General features: G+C 62.2%; 12 protein-coding genes and 1 riboswitch. Of the genes, 6 read left to right on the top strand and 6 right to left on the bottom strand.

What is annotated here, in order from left to right; genetic code table 11:
• Nucleotides 1-95: 95 nt before the first annotated feature.
• Nucleotides 96-2,015: an LTA synthase family protein gene (locus SINAR_RS0119580; protein ID WP_028000635.1), complete on the bottom strand. Its 1,920-nt coding sequence runs from the start codon at nt 2,013-2,015 to the stop codon at nt 96-98.
• A gap of 267 nt (nt 2,016-2,282) precedes the next feature.
• Between SINAR_RS0119580 and SINAR_RS0119575 the strand changes: the two genes are divergently transcribed.
• Both SINAR_RS0119575 and SINAR_RS0119570 read left to right on the top strand, forming a co-directional pair.
• Complete coding sequence (locus SINAR_RS0119575) at nt 2,283-3,965, top strand: NAD+ synthase (protein ID WP_028000634.1); 1,683 nt, start codon at nt 2,283-2,285, stop codon at nt 3,963-3,965.
• A gap of 2 nt (nt 3,966-3,967) precedes the next feature.
• A complete protein-coding gene (locus SINAR_RS0119570; protein ID WP_028000633.1) occupies nt 3,968-4,795 on the top strand; it encodes a TolB family protein in 828 nt (275 codons plus the stop codon).
• A gap of 434 nt (nt 4,796-5,229) precedes the next feature.
• On the opposite strand, the gene SINAR_RS0119560 is transcribed toward SINAR_RS0119570, so the two are convergent.
• A complete protein-coding gene (locus SINAR_RS0119560) occupies nt 5,230-6,255 on the bottom strand; it encodes a LacI family DNA-binding transcriptional regulator (protein ID WP_028000632.1) in 1,026 nt (341 codons plus the stop codon).
• 99 nt (nt 6,256-6,354) lie between these two features.
• Here SINAR_RS0119560 and SINAR_RS0119555 point away from each other — a divergent pair, with 99 nt between their 5' ends.
• The 3 genes from SINAR_RS0119555 to bluB all read left to right on the top strand — a co-directional run bounded on the left by SINAR_RS0119555 (nt 6,355) and on the right by bluB (nt 9,402).
• Nucleotides 6,355-7,548, top strand: coding sequence for a phytanoyl-CoA dioxygenase family protein (locus tag SINAR_RS0119555; protein ID WP_028000631.1), 1,194 nt, complete (start codon nt 6,355-6,357; stop codon nt 7,546-7,548).
• Nucleotides 7,549-7,598: 50 nt separating this feature from the next.
• Nucleotides 7,599-8,420, top strand: coding sequence for an SDR family oxidoreductase (locus SINAR_RS0119550; RefSeq protein ID WP_028000630.1), 822 nt, complete (start codon nt 7,599-7,601; stop codon nt 8,418-8,420).
• Nucleotides 8,421-8,459: 39 nt separating this feature from the next.
• A riboswitch (cobalamin riboswitch) is annotated at nt 8,460-8,673 on the top strand.
• A 45-nt stretch (nt 8,674-8,718) separates the two neighbouring features.
• Complete coding sequence (bluB, locus tag SINAR_RS0119545) at nt 8,719-9,402, top strand: 5,6-dimethylbenzimidazole synthase (RefSeq protein ID WP_028000629.1); 684 nt, start codon at nt 8,719-8,721, stop codon at nt 9,400-9,402.
• A gap of 61 nt (nt 9,403-9,463) precedes the next feature.
• Here the strand turns inward: bluB and SINAR_RS0119540 are convergent, their stop codons facing one another.
• The 4 genes from SINAR_RS0119540 to SINAR_RS0119525 form a co-directional block, all read right to left on the bottom strand.
• Nucleotides 9,464-10,597 (bottom strand): DUF2865 domain-containing protein, encoded by a 1,134-nt coding sequence (locus SINAR_RS0119540; protein ID WP_028000628.1) that lies wholly within the window; start codon nt 10,595-10,597, stop codon nt 9,464-9,466.
• A 144-nt stretch (nt 10,598-10,741) separates the two neighbouring features.
• Nucleotides 10,742-11,386, bottom strand: a complete 645-nt coding sequence (locus SINAR_RS0119535) for an acyl-homoserine-lactone synthase (protein ID WP_028000627.1) — start codon at nt 11,384-11,386, stop codon at nt 10,742-10,744.
• Between the two features lie 156 nt (nt 11,387-11,542).
• Nucleotides 11,543-12,280, bottom strand: a complete 738-nt coding sequence (locus tag SINAR_RS0119530; protein ID WP_028000626.1) for a LuxR C-terminal-related transcriptional regulator — start codon at nt 12,278-12,280, stop codon at nt 11,543-11,545.
• A gap of 203 nt (nt 12,281-12,483) precedes the next feature.
• Nucleotides 12,484-14,796 (bottom strand): NADP-dependent malic enzyme, encoded by a 2,313-nt coding sequence (locus SINAR_RS0119525; protein WP_028000625.1) that lies wholly within the window; start codon nt 14,794-14,796, stop codon nt 12,484-12,486.
• 264 nt (nt 14,797-15,060) lie between these two features.
• On the opposite strand from SINAR_RS0119525, the gene SINAR_RS0119520 reads away from it, so the two are divergent.
• The gene (locus tag SINAR_RS0119520) at nt 15,061-15,906 is read left to right on the top strand and encodes a UDP-2,3-diacylglucosamine diphosphatase (protein WP_028000624.1); all 846 of its coding nucleotides are present in this window, start codon (nt 15,061-15,063) and stop codon (nt 15,904-15,906) included.
• Nucleotides 15,907-15,960: the final 54 nt, after the last annotated feature.

Here is a 15,960-nt window from a genome sequence, read left to right as displayed (position 1 = left end):
CAGGAAATGGGCCAGAAGCCAGAGGACAGAGACGGAGGGGGAGGTTCTGCTGCAGGGCTGCGGCCGGAGCGGATGGTCCGTTCCGGCCGGGACGGTCACAGGCCGGCGCTGTAGAGCTCGGCGTGGGACTTGAAGAAGCGCTCGGTGCTGTAGCGCTTTCCGAACATCATGTCGTGCTGCAGGAAACGGTAGTCCCGCAGCGATGCTGGGATCTTGGGCTGACGCTGCCAGTCGGCGACCTCCTTGCCGTTCTTGCGGATCAGCATGTAACGGTCGAGGACGCGGTAGTGATCGTAGACCTTGCCGAGGAACGCCGTGTAGTAGGGGTGCTCGTAGCCGGCCTGTTTCAGGACTTGATAGGACAGGAAGGCCGGGCTGATCGTGCCGATGTCCTTCTTCGGACCCGTCTTGTTCGACCAGACGACGAGCGGCGTCTCGTGCTCGGCCTTCATCTGATCCTTCGGTCCTTTGCGTTCGGCCGTAAAGCCCTTCATGTATCCGGTGTTGGTATAGACGGAATTCAGCGGCGGCAGGTGATCGCCGAAGAGAACGATGATCGTCTCCCGGTCCCGCTCTTTCGCCCAGTCCATCAGCATCTTAAGGCTGTCGTCGGCCTCCTTGACGCCCTGCGCATAGGTGGCGAGCACCCGGCGATCGGCTTCGGGGAGATCGCCCTCGACCTTGATCGTGTTCTTCGCGTAGCGGTTGGTCTCATAGGGACCGTGGCCCTGCAGGGTCACTGCGAAGAAGAAGAAAGGATCTTCCACTTCGTCCGCCTGGCGGATGATCTCCTTCGTCAAAGACTCATCCGAAGCGAAGATGCCGCGCTTCTGCATAGGCGGCATGTTTTCTTCCGAGCGGAACATGTCGAAACCGAAGGACTTGTACACGGCGGTCCGGTTCCAGAACCATCCCTGGAAAGGGTGGATGGCGCGCGACACATAGCCTTCGCTGCGGAAGAAGGTGGCAAGCGAGGGAATCGGGTTGCGGATATATTGCTGGTAGGGGATGCTGCCATAGGGCAGGAACGCATTGGAAAAGCCGGTCAGCGCCTCGAATTCGACATTGGCGGTCATGCCACCGAACTCCGGAGAGAAGACGTCGCCGCCCTGCAGTTCGCGGATCGTCGGCATGGGATCGGGCGTCAGCTTCACCTTGGGAAGACGGGTAGGATCCCAAAGGGATTCGCTCATCAGCACGATGACGTCCGGCTTACCGCGATGGGTCGTGCCGGCGGGAAGCGGCTTTACCGGAATTCGGTCGATGGCGTCCGCCATGTAGCCGGCCGGCGCGTTTACATTAGCCATCGGGAGGTTGATGGCGAAGGCAAGCGCAAAACCGTTATGGCGGTAATTCTCGGTCTGGTCCCACATGATGGGGATGACCCGGAGCCGGTCACGGACCCACGAGAACTGGTTGTAGTCCATGATGTTCCAGAAGGCGACCAGCAACGGCAGGGCGAATGCGATCCGCGCCAGCCGCTCCCAGCGCGTCAGCCTGGGAAAGTTCTGCCACGCATACCGCAGCAGGATAATGGAAACGACGGTGGCGGCGATGAGCCCGGCAACGATGCCGACCGCGGTCCACGGCCTGTCCTTCACGAGTACCGGCATCAGCTCCATGATCTGCCGGCCGAAAAGAAAATCGGTGGGATAGAGTGGATCGGAGAGGAAGACCTGTTTCTGCTGACTGATGAATGCCGGCACAACGGCAAGCGGCGCAACGAGCAGCGCGGCCTTGTGTTCGCGGCCGAACAGGGCATCGACGCCAAGCAGGGCGAGAAAGAAGACGGCGACCGTGGTCCAGGCCGGACGCATGGGGTCGGTGAAATATGCGACCGTGTCGGGCCAGGACCAGCGCACGATCAGTTCCACGGTGAAGACGAGCGCTATCGCGATCAGAAGCGTGAAGAGCGCACTTCGGACGCCCGACAGAGTTCTGGTGTATCTTGCGGAAGAGCCTTGCCCATCGGCGTAGACTTGAGAGCTGCTCACGGCGGAATCGATACGGGCCAACGGCTTCTCCAATTTCACAAATATTTCACCCTACCGTCATACGACTGTCATCTTGAACAGGGGATGAATGGCGGAAACGGCGCCGTCGTCGCCAGGTTCCTGACGCTTTGAAAGATTTTGTGCGCCGATACTAAGAGGCCGGAATTGTGCGGCTTTTCGGTTTTTTCCGCCCCAGCTTGATTTGTGTGTGGGTTTTTTTCCGCCGGATGCGGTAAGAACTACGCGAACGACACATGCATTCGCTGACGAGAGACGACGGGCCCGCTCATGACCGCACAGAAAGCCGCTCCCTCAACGCTACGGATCGCCGTGGCACAGCTCAATCCGACGGTCGGAGACATTGCCGGAAACATGGCAAAGGCTCGCGACGCGCGGGCGGCGGCGGCGCGCGAAGGCGCCGATCTGCTGCTCCTGACCGAGCTCTTCGTCTCCGGCTATCCGCCGGAGGACCTGGTTTTGAAACCCGCCTTCCTGAAGGCGTGCGAACAGGCGGTGGAGAAGTTGGCGGCGGAAACGGCGGACGGCGGGCCGGGTGTCGTAATCGGCTTCCCCCGGCGGGCCGCCGGGCTCCGGCACAATTCCGTTGCGGTCCTCGACGGTGGCAAGGTCATCGCGATCCGCGACAAGGTCGACTTGCCGAACTACGGCGAATTCGACGAAAAGCGCGTCTTTGACGCGGGTGAGATGCCAGGCCCGGTGAACTTTCGCGGCGTGCGCATCGGAATACCGGTATGCGAGGACATATGGGGCGATCTCGGCGTCTGCGAAACCCTCGCGGAGAGCGGTGCCGAAATTCTCCTCTCGCCGAACGGTTCGCCCTATTACCGCGGCAAGGTCGACGTGCGCCATCAGGTGGTTCTGAGGCAGGTGATCGAGACCGGCCTGCCCATGATCTATGCCAACCAGCTGGGCGGCCAAGACGAGCTGGTCTTCGACGGCGCGAGTTTCGCCTTCAATGCGGACAGGTCGCTGGCCTTTCAGATGAGCCAGTTCGAGGAGGCGGTGGCCGTCTCCGAATGGAAAAGGGGGGCGGACGGCTGGATCTCGGCCAACGGGCTCAAGTCGCGCATACCGGAAGGCGAGGAGGCGGATTACCGCGCCTGCATGCTGGGCTTTCGCGATTACGTCAACAAGAACGGTTTCAGGAACGTCGTTCTTGGCCTGTCCGGCGGCATAGATTCGGCGATCTGTACGGCGCTTGCAGTGGACGCGTTGGGTGAGGAACGGGTTCGCACGGTCATGCTGCCGTACCGCTACACCTCGCGTGAATCATTGCGGGATGCCGAGGCATGCGCCAAGGCGCTCGGCTGCCGCTACGACGTCGTTGCAATCGAGGAGCCCGTCGAGGGCTTCCTGAGCGCGCTCTCCGACGCATTCGAGGGAACCGAAGCGGGCATCACCGAGGAAAACCTCCAGAGCCGTACGCGCGGGACGATCCTGATGGCGATATCCAACAAGTTCGGCTCCATGGTCGTGACGACGGGCAACAAGTCCGAAATGTCGGTCGGCTACGCCACGCTTTACGGCGACATGAACGGCGGCTTCAATCCGATCAAGGATCTTTACAAGATGCAGGTCTACGCGCTGGCGCGCTGGCGCAACGGCACCGTCCCGCCGGGAGCACTCGGGCCTTCAGGCGAAGTCATCCCGCAGAACATCATCGACAAGGCGCCGTCGGCCGAACTCCGTCCCGACCAGACGGATCAGGATTCGCTGCCGCCCTATCCGGTGCTCGACGATATTCTCGAATGCCTGGTCGAGAAGGAGATGAGCACGGAGGAGATCGTCGCCCGCGGGCATGAGGAGGCAACCGTCCACCGGATCGAGCATCTGCTCTACATCGCGGAATATAAGCGCCGCCAGTCGGCGCCGGGTGTGAAGATTACCAGGAAGAATTTCGGCCGCGACCGGCGTTATCCCATCACCAACCGCTTTCGCGACAGGGGGTAATCATGCGCAGTTCGGTGGAGGTCTTCGACATAGCGGCCGGCGAGACGCGCGTCGTGTGGCAGACGGAGCGGCTTGTCGAGGCACCGAACTGGTCGCCCGACGGCAAATTCCTCATCATCAACGGCGACGGCAGGCTCTATCGGCTTGGCTTCGATGGCTCCGAGCCTCAGGAGATCGATACCGGTTTTGCCCGGCAATGCAACAACGATCACGGCATCTCGCCCGACGGCAGCACGCTTGTGATCAGCGACAAGACGGAATTCGGCAGTTCGGCGATCTATCTCCTGCCGGCCGAGGGCGGCACGCCCCGGCTCGTCACGCGCAACCTGCCGTCCTACTGGCATGGATGGTCGCCCGACGGGCGCATGCTGGCCTATTGCGGAATCCGAGACCAGGTTTTCGACATCTACACGATTCCGGTCGAAGGCGGGGAGGAGCACCGCCTGACGCGCGGGGAAGGCCGCAATGACGGGCCGGACTGGTCTGCGGACGGAGAATGGATTTATTTCAATTCGAGCCGTACCGGCCGCATGCAGATCTGGCGGGTGAGGCCGGACGGCAAGGATGTCCAGCGTATCACCGACAGCCCTTATGGCGACTGGTTTCCGCATCCTTCGCCGGACGGCAGACGCCTGCTCGTGCTCTCCTATGACGGCGATGTCTTCGATCACCCGCGCGATCTCGACGTGCGTCTCCGCCTGATGGACCCGGACGGCGGCAATGCTCGCGTACTGTTCGAACTCTTCGGCGGGCAGGGGACGGTGAACGTCCCGAACTGGTCTCCGACCGGTGATCACTTTGCTTTCGTTCGCTACGAACCGGAGCGCTGAGCGGCTGGACAAGAATATGGCTGCGTGCTAGCGATCGTGTCGTTCGCAGGGCGCACCCGATCCGCGGGAAGGGCAAAGCCCACCTGTTTCACTGAACTTGGTTGCCACACCTCTTTTCAGTCTGTGGGCGCGGATACCGGACGTGAATGAAAGGAGGTCTTTCATGATCACGCGCGATCTTCCCGCGAATGCTTCCCTCGAATCCATCCGCAAACAGGCGCTCTAAAGGCTGGTGATCCCGCAGGGCGCCAGCGGGCTCTGCCCTGTTTCAACGAACCAGCCGCAATCGGTCTCCAGGATGCCCAATTGGTCATTGCCCGGGAGTTCGGCCTCTCCAGTTGGAAGCGATTGAAAACACATCTCGAACGCGCGCAACCGGGAAAGCCCGCGACCGAACAGCTCGCTAACCGTTTTCTCGCTTTGGCGACCGCGCGTCAGGCGACGGGCACGTTGTAGGGAGTAATTACCTCAACGGCGGACAGCCGGCTTCCGCCCAACTTCTGGCCAGCGCCGTTGCGTCGCGCGAGAATGGCCCGAAAAGTCGTGCGGGCGTCGCTGCGCAGGTCATGATGCAGGACAAAATGGATCCGGCGCTGGCGCAGCAGCACCAGATTGTCCTGGTCAAGGTCATGGGCGATGAACAACGCGCAGTCGCGGCCGAGGCGCTCGAAGGCGGCCAAAACGGCGTGGTTCCCGCCGCCGATCGAATAGGCGGCATTGATGTCGGCGTCTGCCGCAAGCGCCTTGGCGGCAAGGACACCCGTCTCGGCGTCCCTGCCATAGCCTTCGCTGATCTCGACGATGCGTATTGCCGGATAATGTTCGCGCAGCACGCGGCGAAAGCCGATCTCTCGTTCTTCCTCGCCACGAAAGCGGCTGCTCGAAATGGTGACGAGCACGGTCGCGGCTTGACCGGCGAACCGTTCGCCGACGAGATAGGCAGCCGTCTCGCCAGCCGCGCGATTGTCGGCTCCGGCATAGGCGGAACGCGCCGAGTTCGGCAGATCGGTGACAAGCGTGATGACCGCAATTCCCGTTTGTTCGAGGCGGGCGACAGCACCGATGATTTCGGGCACATCCGGTGCCTTCAGCACGACGCCGTCGGTGCCGCGCAGGCGGATTCGATCGAGCAGCTGGGCGATGTCGTGCGGCCGCATAGTCTCGGCGAAGTGGAAGCGGCAACGGAAGGTCGTCGGCATGAAAGTCGGTGCCTCGGTTTCGAATGCCTGCCTGACCGCCTCGGTGAAGCGCTCCGGTGCCTCCATCACGATGTCGATGGCGCGCTTCTGGCCGAGAATTTCCGATACCGATTGCTGCTTCTCCAATTCGCGGATTGCCGCCTGTACGCGGGCTGCCGTCTGCCGACGCACGCCGGGACGGTCATTCAGGACGCGATCGACGGTCGCGGTGCTGAGTCCCGCCTGAAAGGCGATATCCTTGACCAGAAACGGATGAGCCAACGGCGATCTCTCCTGATGGCTTTTTGATGGATATCTGCTCTATATCACAATCTCACGCCGCCTATAGTCGGGGCATTGAAGTTTCCTGGGAGGAACGAAATGAAGACCGACAACAATGCCCGCGAGCGGCTCAATCGTGTTTGGCTAAGCGAGGATGCCTGCGATATCGAAGCGTTTCGGGCAGAAGTGGAGCGCCAGACAGACCTTGCTGACTATCCCTACGCGCTCGCCTGCGAGAAAAATGTGCTGATCTATGACAGCGCCAGCCTGACTGCCGCCTGCGCCACGGCCGACGGGCGCCGCGCCGCCCTGGCCGAGATTTGTGAGGTGCTTGCGGGCGGCCCCGGCGTGGCCGTGTTCAAACGCGCCTATGCCGACACAGCCGTCATTGATGCCGCAAGCCGCATTTTCGATGCCATCATCGATGAGCAACGCCGCACCAACAGCGGCGGCGGCGACCACTTCGCCAAGCCCGGCGCTAACGACAGGATCTGGAATTCACTCGAGAAGCACTGCCTGAAGGACCCTGAGAATTTCGCGGCCTATTACGCCAACGCCATCATCGCGCTCGTCAGCGAAGCCTGGCTTGGTCCGAATTACCAGATGACGGCGCAGGTCAACCGCGTCAATCCCGGCGGCGCGTCTCAATCGCCGCATCGCGACTACCATCTGGGCTTCCAGACCGCGGCCGCTATAGAGCAGTATCCGGCACATGTGCACAGGCTTTCGCCGGTCCTGACCCTCCAGGGCGCGGTCGCCCATTGCGACATGCCGATCGAAAGCGGGCCAACTCTGTTCCTCCCCTATAGCCAGACCTATCTGCCCGGATATCTCGCTTTGAAACGGCCGGAGTTCAGTGCCTATTTCGAACAGAACCACGTGCAGTTGCCGCTGGAGAAGGGCGATGTCGTGTTCTTCAACCCGGCGCTTTTTCACGCAGCGGGCAGCAACCGGTCTGCCGGGATCAGGCGTGTGGCCAATCTTCTGCAGGTATCCTCCGCCTTCGGCCGGGCGATGGAAACGGTGGATCGCGAACACATGTGCGTCGTGCTCTTCCCGGCTCTGAAAGTCCTTGCGGCCGACGGCAAGCTCACGCAGGACGAAATTGCCAATGCAGTTGCCGCGTGCGCCGAAGGTTATTCGTTCCCGACCAATCTCGATCGTGATCCCCCGGTTGGCGGTCTGGCGCCCAGGACGCAGGCACAGCTGATGCACGAAGCGCTCGCCGGCGAATGGAGTGCTGAAGCGTTTGCCGAGGCGCTGGCTGATCAGGCGGCGAAAAAGCTAAGCTAAACCACCTTGGCTCAATGCACGGCCATTAACATTTCAAAGGGAGGAACAGGATGAGCACGGACCAAGCCGGACTGGACGGGAAGATCGCCATCGTGACAGGGGGCACGCAGGGGCTCGGTGCCACGATTGCCGCACTCTTCGCGGAGCGTGGCGCCGCCGGCGTCGTCATTTGCGGGCGCAACGCGGCGAAAGGCGAGGCGAAGGCTGCCGAGATCGCCGCGGCGACCGGTTCGAAGGTCGTCTACGTACCGGCGGATCTCGAGCGGGTGGAGGATGCCCGTGCCGTGGTAGCGGCTTGTGACCGCGCCTTCGGGCGGGTCGATGCGCTGGTCAACGCCGCAGCGATCACGGACCGGGGCACGATCCTCGATACCAGCCCGGAGCTCTTCGACCGGATGTTCGCGGTCAATGTGCGCGCGCCATTCTTCCTTATGCAGGAGGTGGTGAAAGTGATGCGGCGAGAGAAAAGGGAAGGCACGATCGTCAATATCGGCTCGATGTCGGCGAAGGCAGGTCAGCCATTCATCGCCGCCTATTGTGCGTCGAAGGGGGCGCTGGAGACGCTGACCAAGAACACTGCCTATGCCGTTCTGCGCAACCGCATCCGCGTGAACGGCCTGAACATCGGCTGGATGGCCTCGGAAGGCGAGGACCGGATCCAGCGCGAATATCACGATGCCCCGGCGAACTGGCTGGAAAAGGCGGCAGCCAGCCAGCCCTTCGGCAGGCTCGTCGACCCGGCGGAGGTCGCGCGCGCCTGCGCCTATCTTTCGTCAGCAGAATCCGGCCTTATGACCGGTTCCGTCATCTGCTTCGATCAGTCGATCTGGGGCGCCTACGACGCGTCGCCTCATCCGGAGGAACCGCTCTGAGTTGGCCACCTTGCCGGCTTGCGTTTCGCCGGCGCCTATGGCCATATGCACCCGCCAGGTGCCCGCGAAAATGCGGGAGAATCGGGAAGCCGGTGCAGTTCCGGCACGTGCCCAACGCTGTGACGGGGACGTTCTCGCCAAATCAAGGTCTGAATCTTTTCAGAGCTTTGCCACTGAATATTGAACTTGTTCGGGAAGGCGGTGCGAACGGATGATCCGAAGTCAGAAGACCGGCCTGGCGAGATAGACCGGCCCCGCGCGGACGGCGGGAGGTTGCCGCATTGTTGGGGATCGAACGATGCTGCCTGAACAGAACGGCTGCCTTGCGGCCGCCGGAGCCTTTTCGTCGGACGAGCGCGCCGCCGTCTATCGCGCCATCGAGACGCGCCGGGATGTACGCGACGAATTTCTGCCCGAGCCGCTGCCCGAGGAGTTGGTCGCCCGGCTGCTCGGTGCGGCGCATCAGGCGCCGTCCGTCGGTTTCATGCAACCCTGGAACTTCGTGCTCGTGCGGCAGGACGCGACGCGGGAGAAAGTCTGGCGGGCATTTCAGCGCGCCAATGATGAGGCCGCAGAGATGTTTTCCGGCGAAAGGCAGGCGAAATATCGCTCGCTGAAACTCGAAGGCATTCGCAAGGCACCGCTCAGCATTTGCGTGACCTGCGACCGGACGCGCGGCGGAGCGGTCGTCCTGGGCCGCACCCATAACCCGCAGATGGACGTATATTCTACCGTTTGCGCCGTGCAGAACCTGTGGCTCGCCGCGCGGGCGGAGGGCGTGGGCGTCGGTTGGGTCAGCATTTTCCACGAGAGCGAGATCAAGGCCATCCTCGGCATCCCCCGGCATATCGAAATCGTTGCCTGGCTATGCCTCGGCTTTGTCGACAAGCTGTATCGGGAGCCGGAGCTCGCCGCCAAGGGTTGGCGGCAGCGGCTGCCGCTCGAAGATCTCGTCTTCGAGGAAGGTTGGGGGGTCCGTTAGAAGCATGTATTGATTCAAGAAGATGCGCGCCGTTCTTGCAGCGCGCTCGCAGCTGCGCGCTTCAATTGTCCTGCAGCGGCTGGTATCGCGGCCCAAGCGGATGCTTGAGGTCGATCGCGCTCTCCTCCTGCGGAAGGAACGTCGGACCGACGACGCGGACCTTGCTGTTGGCCGGGTCGTAGGGTCGCTCTTCGATCGGTTTGGGCGGCGTCTTCTTTTCACTGCCGATCGTTATGACGGACGGGCTGACGACCGTGAGCTTGCCGGCCGGGCTTGCCTTCTGCTCGTTGGTATCCGTTGCGAGGTCCGGAATTCCGCAGCCGCATATGCCTGGAGCCCCGACGCCACGCGCCCTGTAGGCGAAGGCCGCTGGGAGTTCGGCGTAAGGCCGTCCGGTCGACGCCGAAACCATCTGGTCGGCCTCTTCCGTTGCGAGCACATGGTAATAGAGCTCCGTCTCCGCTCCGGGGCAACGCGCGCGGCAGAGCTCGGCGTCGCGGCCGAAGTCTGCCGGCGTGGCATGCGAGGAGATGGGAAAGAAGGCACCGTCGCACGTTCTTACGCATATGGTCCTGAGGCTGCCGGCGAAATCTTGCCCCATGAGCGGAAGATCGGTCCCGGGGGCGTCGAGCAGAAGCGGATAGGCATCGCTGTCCGGCGGCAGGTCCCGCAGGATGTTACGGTGGACCTCAGTCGCGCCGGCGGCGGCGTTCGCAAATTGACGCTCGGTGGCACGGGCCTCCCGATTCTCCGGCGGCGCTCCTGAGCAGCCGTTGAGTTCCATGGCAGCGAGAATGCGCCGGCGAATGTCCTCGCCACCGTCGCCGATCAGATGCCGGCGCTGCGCCTTGAGTGTCCGCAGGTTCTGCTCCATCCGCGCGATCGTGTCGTCGATCTCTGCGCAAGCGGCCTCGTCATCGCCGCCGATGATGATGACGCTGCCGCTGCTGCAGTTCATCCGGCGGCGATCGTTCCTCGCGCGGCGCAGCTCGATATTCTGGCGAGCGACCGCGCCTGTAAAATCGCGCAGGCTGGCATTCGTCGTGAAACCCGTGGGAAGGTCGGCGAGACGCGCGCCCAGCCGTTCGCAAACGCCGGATGCAGAGACCGGGCCGGCCGTCGCCAGCGCCAGCGGTATGCAAACCGCCGCGATGCGCCGGATCTTGCGGGATGCGACCTTCGGGGAGGCGAACACTTGCTTCTTCCTGCGTTGCAGCGGACCGCTCCATCATAGGGCGTTGTCATGATGGCGCAACGGGAAGAGGGGATTTGCGTTAACAGGCAAGGCCCCGTGGATGGAGGCCCTGGGCCGCGCGAGATGCACGGCCCGGACCGTCGCTCAGGCGGCGCGTGCCGTTTCAAGCGACATCGGGCGCTCGAGAACGGTACCTTCGATGGCGGCCACGGCCTTCATCGTTTCGAGCAGGGTCTTGCTGACCTCCCAGGCGATGGCGACCGCATAGACGGAGCCGATCCTGTGCGGGTCGGCAATGCGTTCTCCAGGGCAACCCATGCGGCGGAACATCCGCTCCAGGAACACGTCGGTTACCGTGACGATATGGCTGATGCCCGAGGCAAGGCTCATCTCGCCGACGCCGCACATCAGTTCGGCCGCAGCGATCGTGACCTGGTTCGATGAGCGATCCTGGGAGATGTCGGGATCGATGCAGAAGCGGCTCGATTCCCACACCGACGCACTGCGGATTTCCGGATTGTCCCCGAGCAGGATCGGAAACGTATCGTCAAGCATGTTCGGGCCGAGCGTCGGAAGCAGCCTCAGGGAACCGCGAATCTTGCCCGTTTCCGGTGAATACGACATGACATAGAGCGGATTGGCTCTGTCGTAGTGATCTATCTCCCAATCCCCTTCGGTCTTGACGTCCCATTTCAAGAAGTCGTGGAACACGCGTTTGCGCAGCCGGAACATCTCGTCGATGGCCTGGGGATGCTGGCTGCGACCATTTCCGTTCACTATTCTGATCATTTTTCGCTCCATAGCGTCATTACGCGATGTAGCGATGCTGTCAGGCTCGGATGACACATGTAACTGTCTATAGTGACAGTTTATTTCCGCATTTTTTCCCAATAGTTTTGTGGGGGAATCGGCGGGCGGCCGGTCCCACTCCGGGCCGGCAACCCGTCAGATCGTGGGGATCAGAGCGTGTCGAACAGCGTGCGCTACAGCTTGCGTGTTGGACACTACATTGAGTTTGCGGCGGGCATTGGTCATGAAGAAGCGTACGGTTCGCTCGGATATGCCGAGAATCGTCGCAATCTCCCAGTAGCTCTTGCCGGCCGCCGACCAGGTAAGCACCTCTGTCTCCCGCCCGGTCAGGCGGAGGTCGCGCTCGTCGATCGCCCCGGCCATGGCCGAGTGTTCGAGCATGGAGGCGTGGAAGAGGTTGGCAGCAAGCTGGAAATCGCGCAGATGACAACGGCGGTATGCCGACCATTCCACCGGCGACATGTTGGCGCTGATCGCGAGAAGCGCCATGCGGCCCGCGGGCGAAGGGAGCGGTAAGGCCACGCCCTCGGTGGAAAGCCCGATTTCCTCGGCTGCCTCGAAGAGAGGCTCGCACTCAGGAAAGCGCCGCCGCGCCGTCGCCCACTCCACCGGTCTGACGCCGCCGAGCGCAAGCTTGAGGATCGGATCGATTCTATGAAGCCCTCTTGCGGCGTAGACTTCGGCGGCATAGGCGCCGAAGGTGTGATGCAGGCGGCAGATTCTCAACCCATCCGGAAGGGACTCCGCCTCCAGATACAAGAGATGGGCGATGTTGAAGGTTCGACGCATCAGGGCGAAGAATCGCTCGGGGTCCGCGCAACCTCCATATTCCACGATATCCAGCAGATTGAGGACAGCCTGTTCATTAGTCATGCCGTAACACCGAAACTTGCCCCTATAATAAACATGGTTTACGGCGGCCGGTTTTGTCTAGTGCAATATTTCGTAAACGGTGCAGCAATCCCGCTAATGCAATCTGAAATTGCATTTTGAGCGGAGATATCGCTGATGCAGCTGCGTCCTTACCGGTGGAAGGGTGTCCGCCATCCGCTGTGAATGAGGAGGCGCGCCACCCCTCAGTCGGGGTGGCTCGATTCGACAACGGCCAGCGCCGCCATATTGACGACGCCGCGCGAGGTGACGGACGGCGACAGAATGTGCGCCGGCAATGCCGAGCCCAGGAGGATCGGACCGACATGCAGGCTGTCCGTCATGGTTTTGACCACGCCGAGCGTGATGTTGGCAGCGTCGAGGTTGGGGAAGACGAGCAGATTCGCTTCGCCGTTCAGCGTGCTGTCCGGCATTACACGCTGGCGCAGGACCTCGGAGATGGCGGAATCGCCATGCATTTCGCCATCGACTTCAAGATCGGGAGCGAGCTGGCGCACGAGCTGCAGCGCGGTGCGCATCTTGAAGGCGCTCTCGGAATCGCGCGAGCCGAAGTTCGAGTGGGAGACGAGGGCTGCGCGCGGCGTGATGCCGAAACGGCGAATTTCGTTTGCCGCCATGACCGTCGTCTGAGCGATCTCCTCCGCGCTGGGGCTGAAGCTGACATAGGTATCGGTGAAGAAGGTCGCGCCGCGTTGTGAGATCAGGAGGCTGAGCGCCGAAAAGTCGAGCACGCCCGCACGCTTGCCGATGATCTGCGACACATCGCGCAAATGCTTGCTGTAGCGGCCTTCGACCCCGCAGATCAGCGCATCCGCTTCGCCGCGCTTGACAGCGAGCGCGCCGATAACGGTCGTGTTCGTGCGGACGATGGTGCGGGCTGCTTCGGGAATGACGCCGAGACGTCCGACGAGCGCGAAATAATCGTCGACATAGTCGCGATAGCGCGGGTCGCCCTCGGGATTGACCACCTCGAAATCTGCATCGGGACGGATCCTGAGGCCGTAGCGCCGCAGTCGCGTTTCGATGATTTGCGGACGGCCGATCAGGATCGGCTTGGCGGTGCCTTCTTCCAGCAGCACCTGGGCCGCACGCAACACCCGCTCGTCTTCGCCCTCGGCAAAGATCACGCGGTTCTTCGCCGCGTTCTTCGCCGCCGCGAAGACCGGCTTCATGATGAAGCCGGAGCGGAAGACGAAACGGTTGAGCTTATCGAGATAGGCGTCGAAGTCCTGGATCGGGCGTGTGGCGACGCCGCTTTCGGCCGCAGCCTTTGCAACGGCCGGCGCAATGCGCAGGATCAGCCTCTGATCGAAAGGTGAAGGAATCAGGTAATCGGGGCCGAACACCGGCGTCTCGCCGGAATAGGCGCGCGCCGCGACATCCGACGGCTCCTCGCGGGCAAGACCGGCGATTGCGCGCACGGCCGCCATCTTCATCTCTTCGTTGATGGTGCGCGCGCCGCAATCGAGCGCGCCCCGGAAGATATGCGGGAAACAGAGGACATTGTTGACCTGGTTCGGAAAGTCCGATCGTCCGGTGCAGATCATGGCGTCGGGGCGCGCGGCACGGGCCACCTCGGGCATGATCTCAGGCGTGGGGTTGGCCAGCGCCATGATCAGTGGCTTTTCGGCCATCTGCGCCAACAGTTCGGGCTTGAGAACGCCTGCGGCCGAAAGGCCCAGGAACACGTCGGCTCCGCCGATGCTGTCGGAGAGTACGCGATTGTCGCTGTCCTGCGCGTAAACGGCTTTCCACTCGTCCATGAGGGCCTCGCGTCCCTTGTAGACGAGACCTTCGATGTCGTGGACCCAGATGTTTTCGCGCCTCGCGCCCAGCGTGACGAGGAGGTTGAGGCAGGCAAGCGCCGCCGCTCCGGCACCGGAGGCGACGATCTTGGCCTCGGCAATGTCCTTGCCGGCGAGTTCCAGGCCGTTCAATACCGCCGCCGCAACGATAATCGCGGTCCCATGCTGATCGTCGTGGAAGACCGGTATTTCCATTTTTTCGCGCAGACGCCGCTCCACCTCGAAACATTCAGGTGCCTTGATGTCCTCGAGGTTGATGCCGCCGAAGGTCGGCTCCAGTGCCGAGACGACGTCGACCATCCGGTCGACCGTCGGTGCGTCGATTTCGATGTCGAAGACGTCGATCCCTGCGAACTTCTTGAAGAGAACGGCTTTCCCTTCCATCACCGGTTTGGAGGCGAGGGGACCGATATTGCCGAGACCGAGAACGGCGGTGCCGTTGGATACCACGGCGACGAGATTGGCGCGGGCGGTGAAATCGGCTGCGGTCTCGGGGTTGTCTCTGATGGCGAGGCAGGGTGCGGCGACTCCGGGCGAATAGGCGAGCGCCAGGTCGCGCTGGTTCCCGAGCGGTTTGGTCGGCTGTATCTCGAGCTTGCCGGGGCGAGGATAGCGGTGAAAGAAGAGCGCCTGCTGATCGATGTCACCGCTGGCGGGAACGGCTTGGGATTTCGCTTTATCGCCCGTGCTCATGCCTTTGCATTCCTTGAATTCTTGCGTGGGACGCGAGAGCGCGGCTGCGAGATCGCGTTCACGTCCAGTGCTGATCGATGTCGTGCCTTTTGGCATGAATCGACCAGCAGGTACAGTTTCGAGGCGGTTCTTTCCGCGGCATTCGCTGCGAATGCGCTTCGCCCGAATTGCACGACGGTTTTGAAGAGCGCGCCCCGTGTCATCTTCCTGAAACACGAGTCTGATTTTGACGGTCCTGAAACGGCTAACCAGGATGAGGCTGGCATGGCGGCGGCATCGGCACCCCAACAGGATTCCGTTCGGAAACTGCGGACGCTCTTCATTTCCGATGTTCATCTGGGCTCGAAGGCGGCCAAGACGGACTTTTTGCTGGATTTCCTGCGGCACCACGAGGCCGAGACGATCATCCTGGTCGGCGATATCGTGGACGGTTGGCGGCTGAAGCGCAGCTGGTACTGGCCGCAATCGTGCAACGACGTCGTGCAGAAGCTTCTGCGCAAAGCGCGAAAAGGCACGCGGATCATCTACATCCCCGGCAATCACGACGAATTCCTCCGCGACTTTCCGGGCGTTCATTTCGGCGGCATCGAAGTGGCGCAGCGCCACCTCCATCGGGGCGCCGACGGGCGGACCTATCTCGTGCTGCACGGCGACGAGTTCGACGTCGTCGTGCGCAATGCACGCGTTCTCGCCTATCTCGGCGACTGGGCCTACGACATGGCGATCGCCATCAATATCGGCCTTGCGGCGGTACGCCGTCGTCTGGACATGCCGTACTGGTCATTCTCCTCCTGGGCCAAGCTGCAGGTGAAACATGCCGTGAACTTCATCGGCGAGTTCCAGAAAGTCGTGGCCGAGGAAGCCCGTCGCCACAATGCGCAAGGGGTGATCTGCGGTCACATCCATCATGCGGTCATCGAAGAGATCGACGACATCAAATACATCAACACAGGCGACTGGGTGGAGAGCTGCACGGCAATCGCCGAACATCACGACGGTACGATGGAGCTTATCACCTGGCACCAGGTGCGCGGCGACACGGAGGCAAAGCAACACGCCGGCGAGGCAGAGGCGATGCCCGTCAGGCGGTTTGCGCCGCAGGCCGCCTGAGAGATCTTGGGGTGACGAAGGCTTGGCCGGCATGGCGGTTATCGTGGCGGTGGA

Origin of the sequence: Sinorhizobium arboris LMG 14919 (genome assembly GCF_000427465.1) — a bacterium.
Taxonomy (GTDB): Bacteria; Pseudomonadota; Alphaproteobacteria; order Rhizobiales; family Rhizobiaceae; genus Sinorhizobium; species Sinorhizobium arboris.
The sequence above is the reverse complement of the archived record's forward strand: the minus strand, read 5'-3'. Positions and strand labels throughout refer to the sequence as shown.

Bases quoted from the DNA above. Each gene is read 5' to 3' on its own strand.
- SINAR_RS0119555 (WP_028000631.1), top strand. From the start codon at position 6,355: ATGAAGACCGACAACAATGCCCGCGAGCGGCTCAATCGTGTTTGGCTA.
- SINAR_RS0119530 (WP_028000626.1), bottom strand. From the start codon at position 12,280: ATGACTAATGAACAGGCTGTCCTCAATCTGCTGGATATCGTGGAATAT.
- SINAR_RS0119550 (WP_028000630.1), top strand. From the start codon at position 7,599: ATGAGCACGGACCAAGCCGGACTGGACGGGAAGATCGCCATCGTGACA.
- SINAR_RS0119535 (WP_028000627.1), bottom strand. From the start codon at position 11,386: ATGATCAGAATAGTGAACGGAAATGGTCGCAGCCAGCATCCCCAGGCC.
- SINAR_RS0119525 (WP_028000625.1), bottom strand. From the start codon at position 14,796: ATGAGCACGGGCGATAAAGCGAAATCCCAAGCCGTTCCCGCCAGCGGT.
- SINAR_RS0119570 (WP_028000633.1), top strand. From the start codon at position 3,968: ATGCGCAGTTCGGTGGAGGTCTTCGACATAGCGGCCGGCGAGACGCGC.
- bluB (WP_028000629.1), top strand. From the start codon at position 8,719: ATGCTGCCTGAACAGAACGGCTGCCTTGCGGCCGCCGGAGCCTTTTCG.
- SINAR_RS0119575 (WP_028000634.1), top strand. From the start codon at position 2,283: ATGACCGCACAGAAAGCCGCTCCCTCAACGCTACGGATCGCCGTGGCA.
- SINAR_RS0119520 (WP_028000624.1), top strand. From the start codon at position 15,061: ATGGCGGCGGCATCGGCACCCCAACAGGATTCCGTTCGGAAACTGCGG.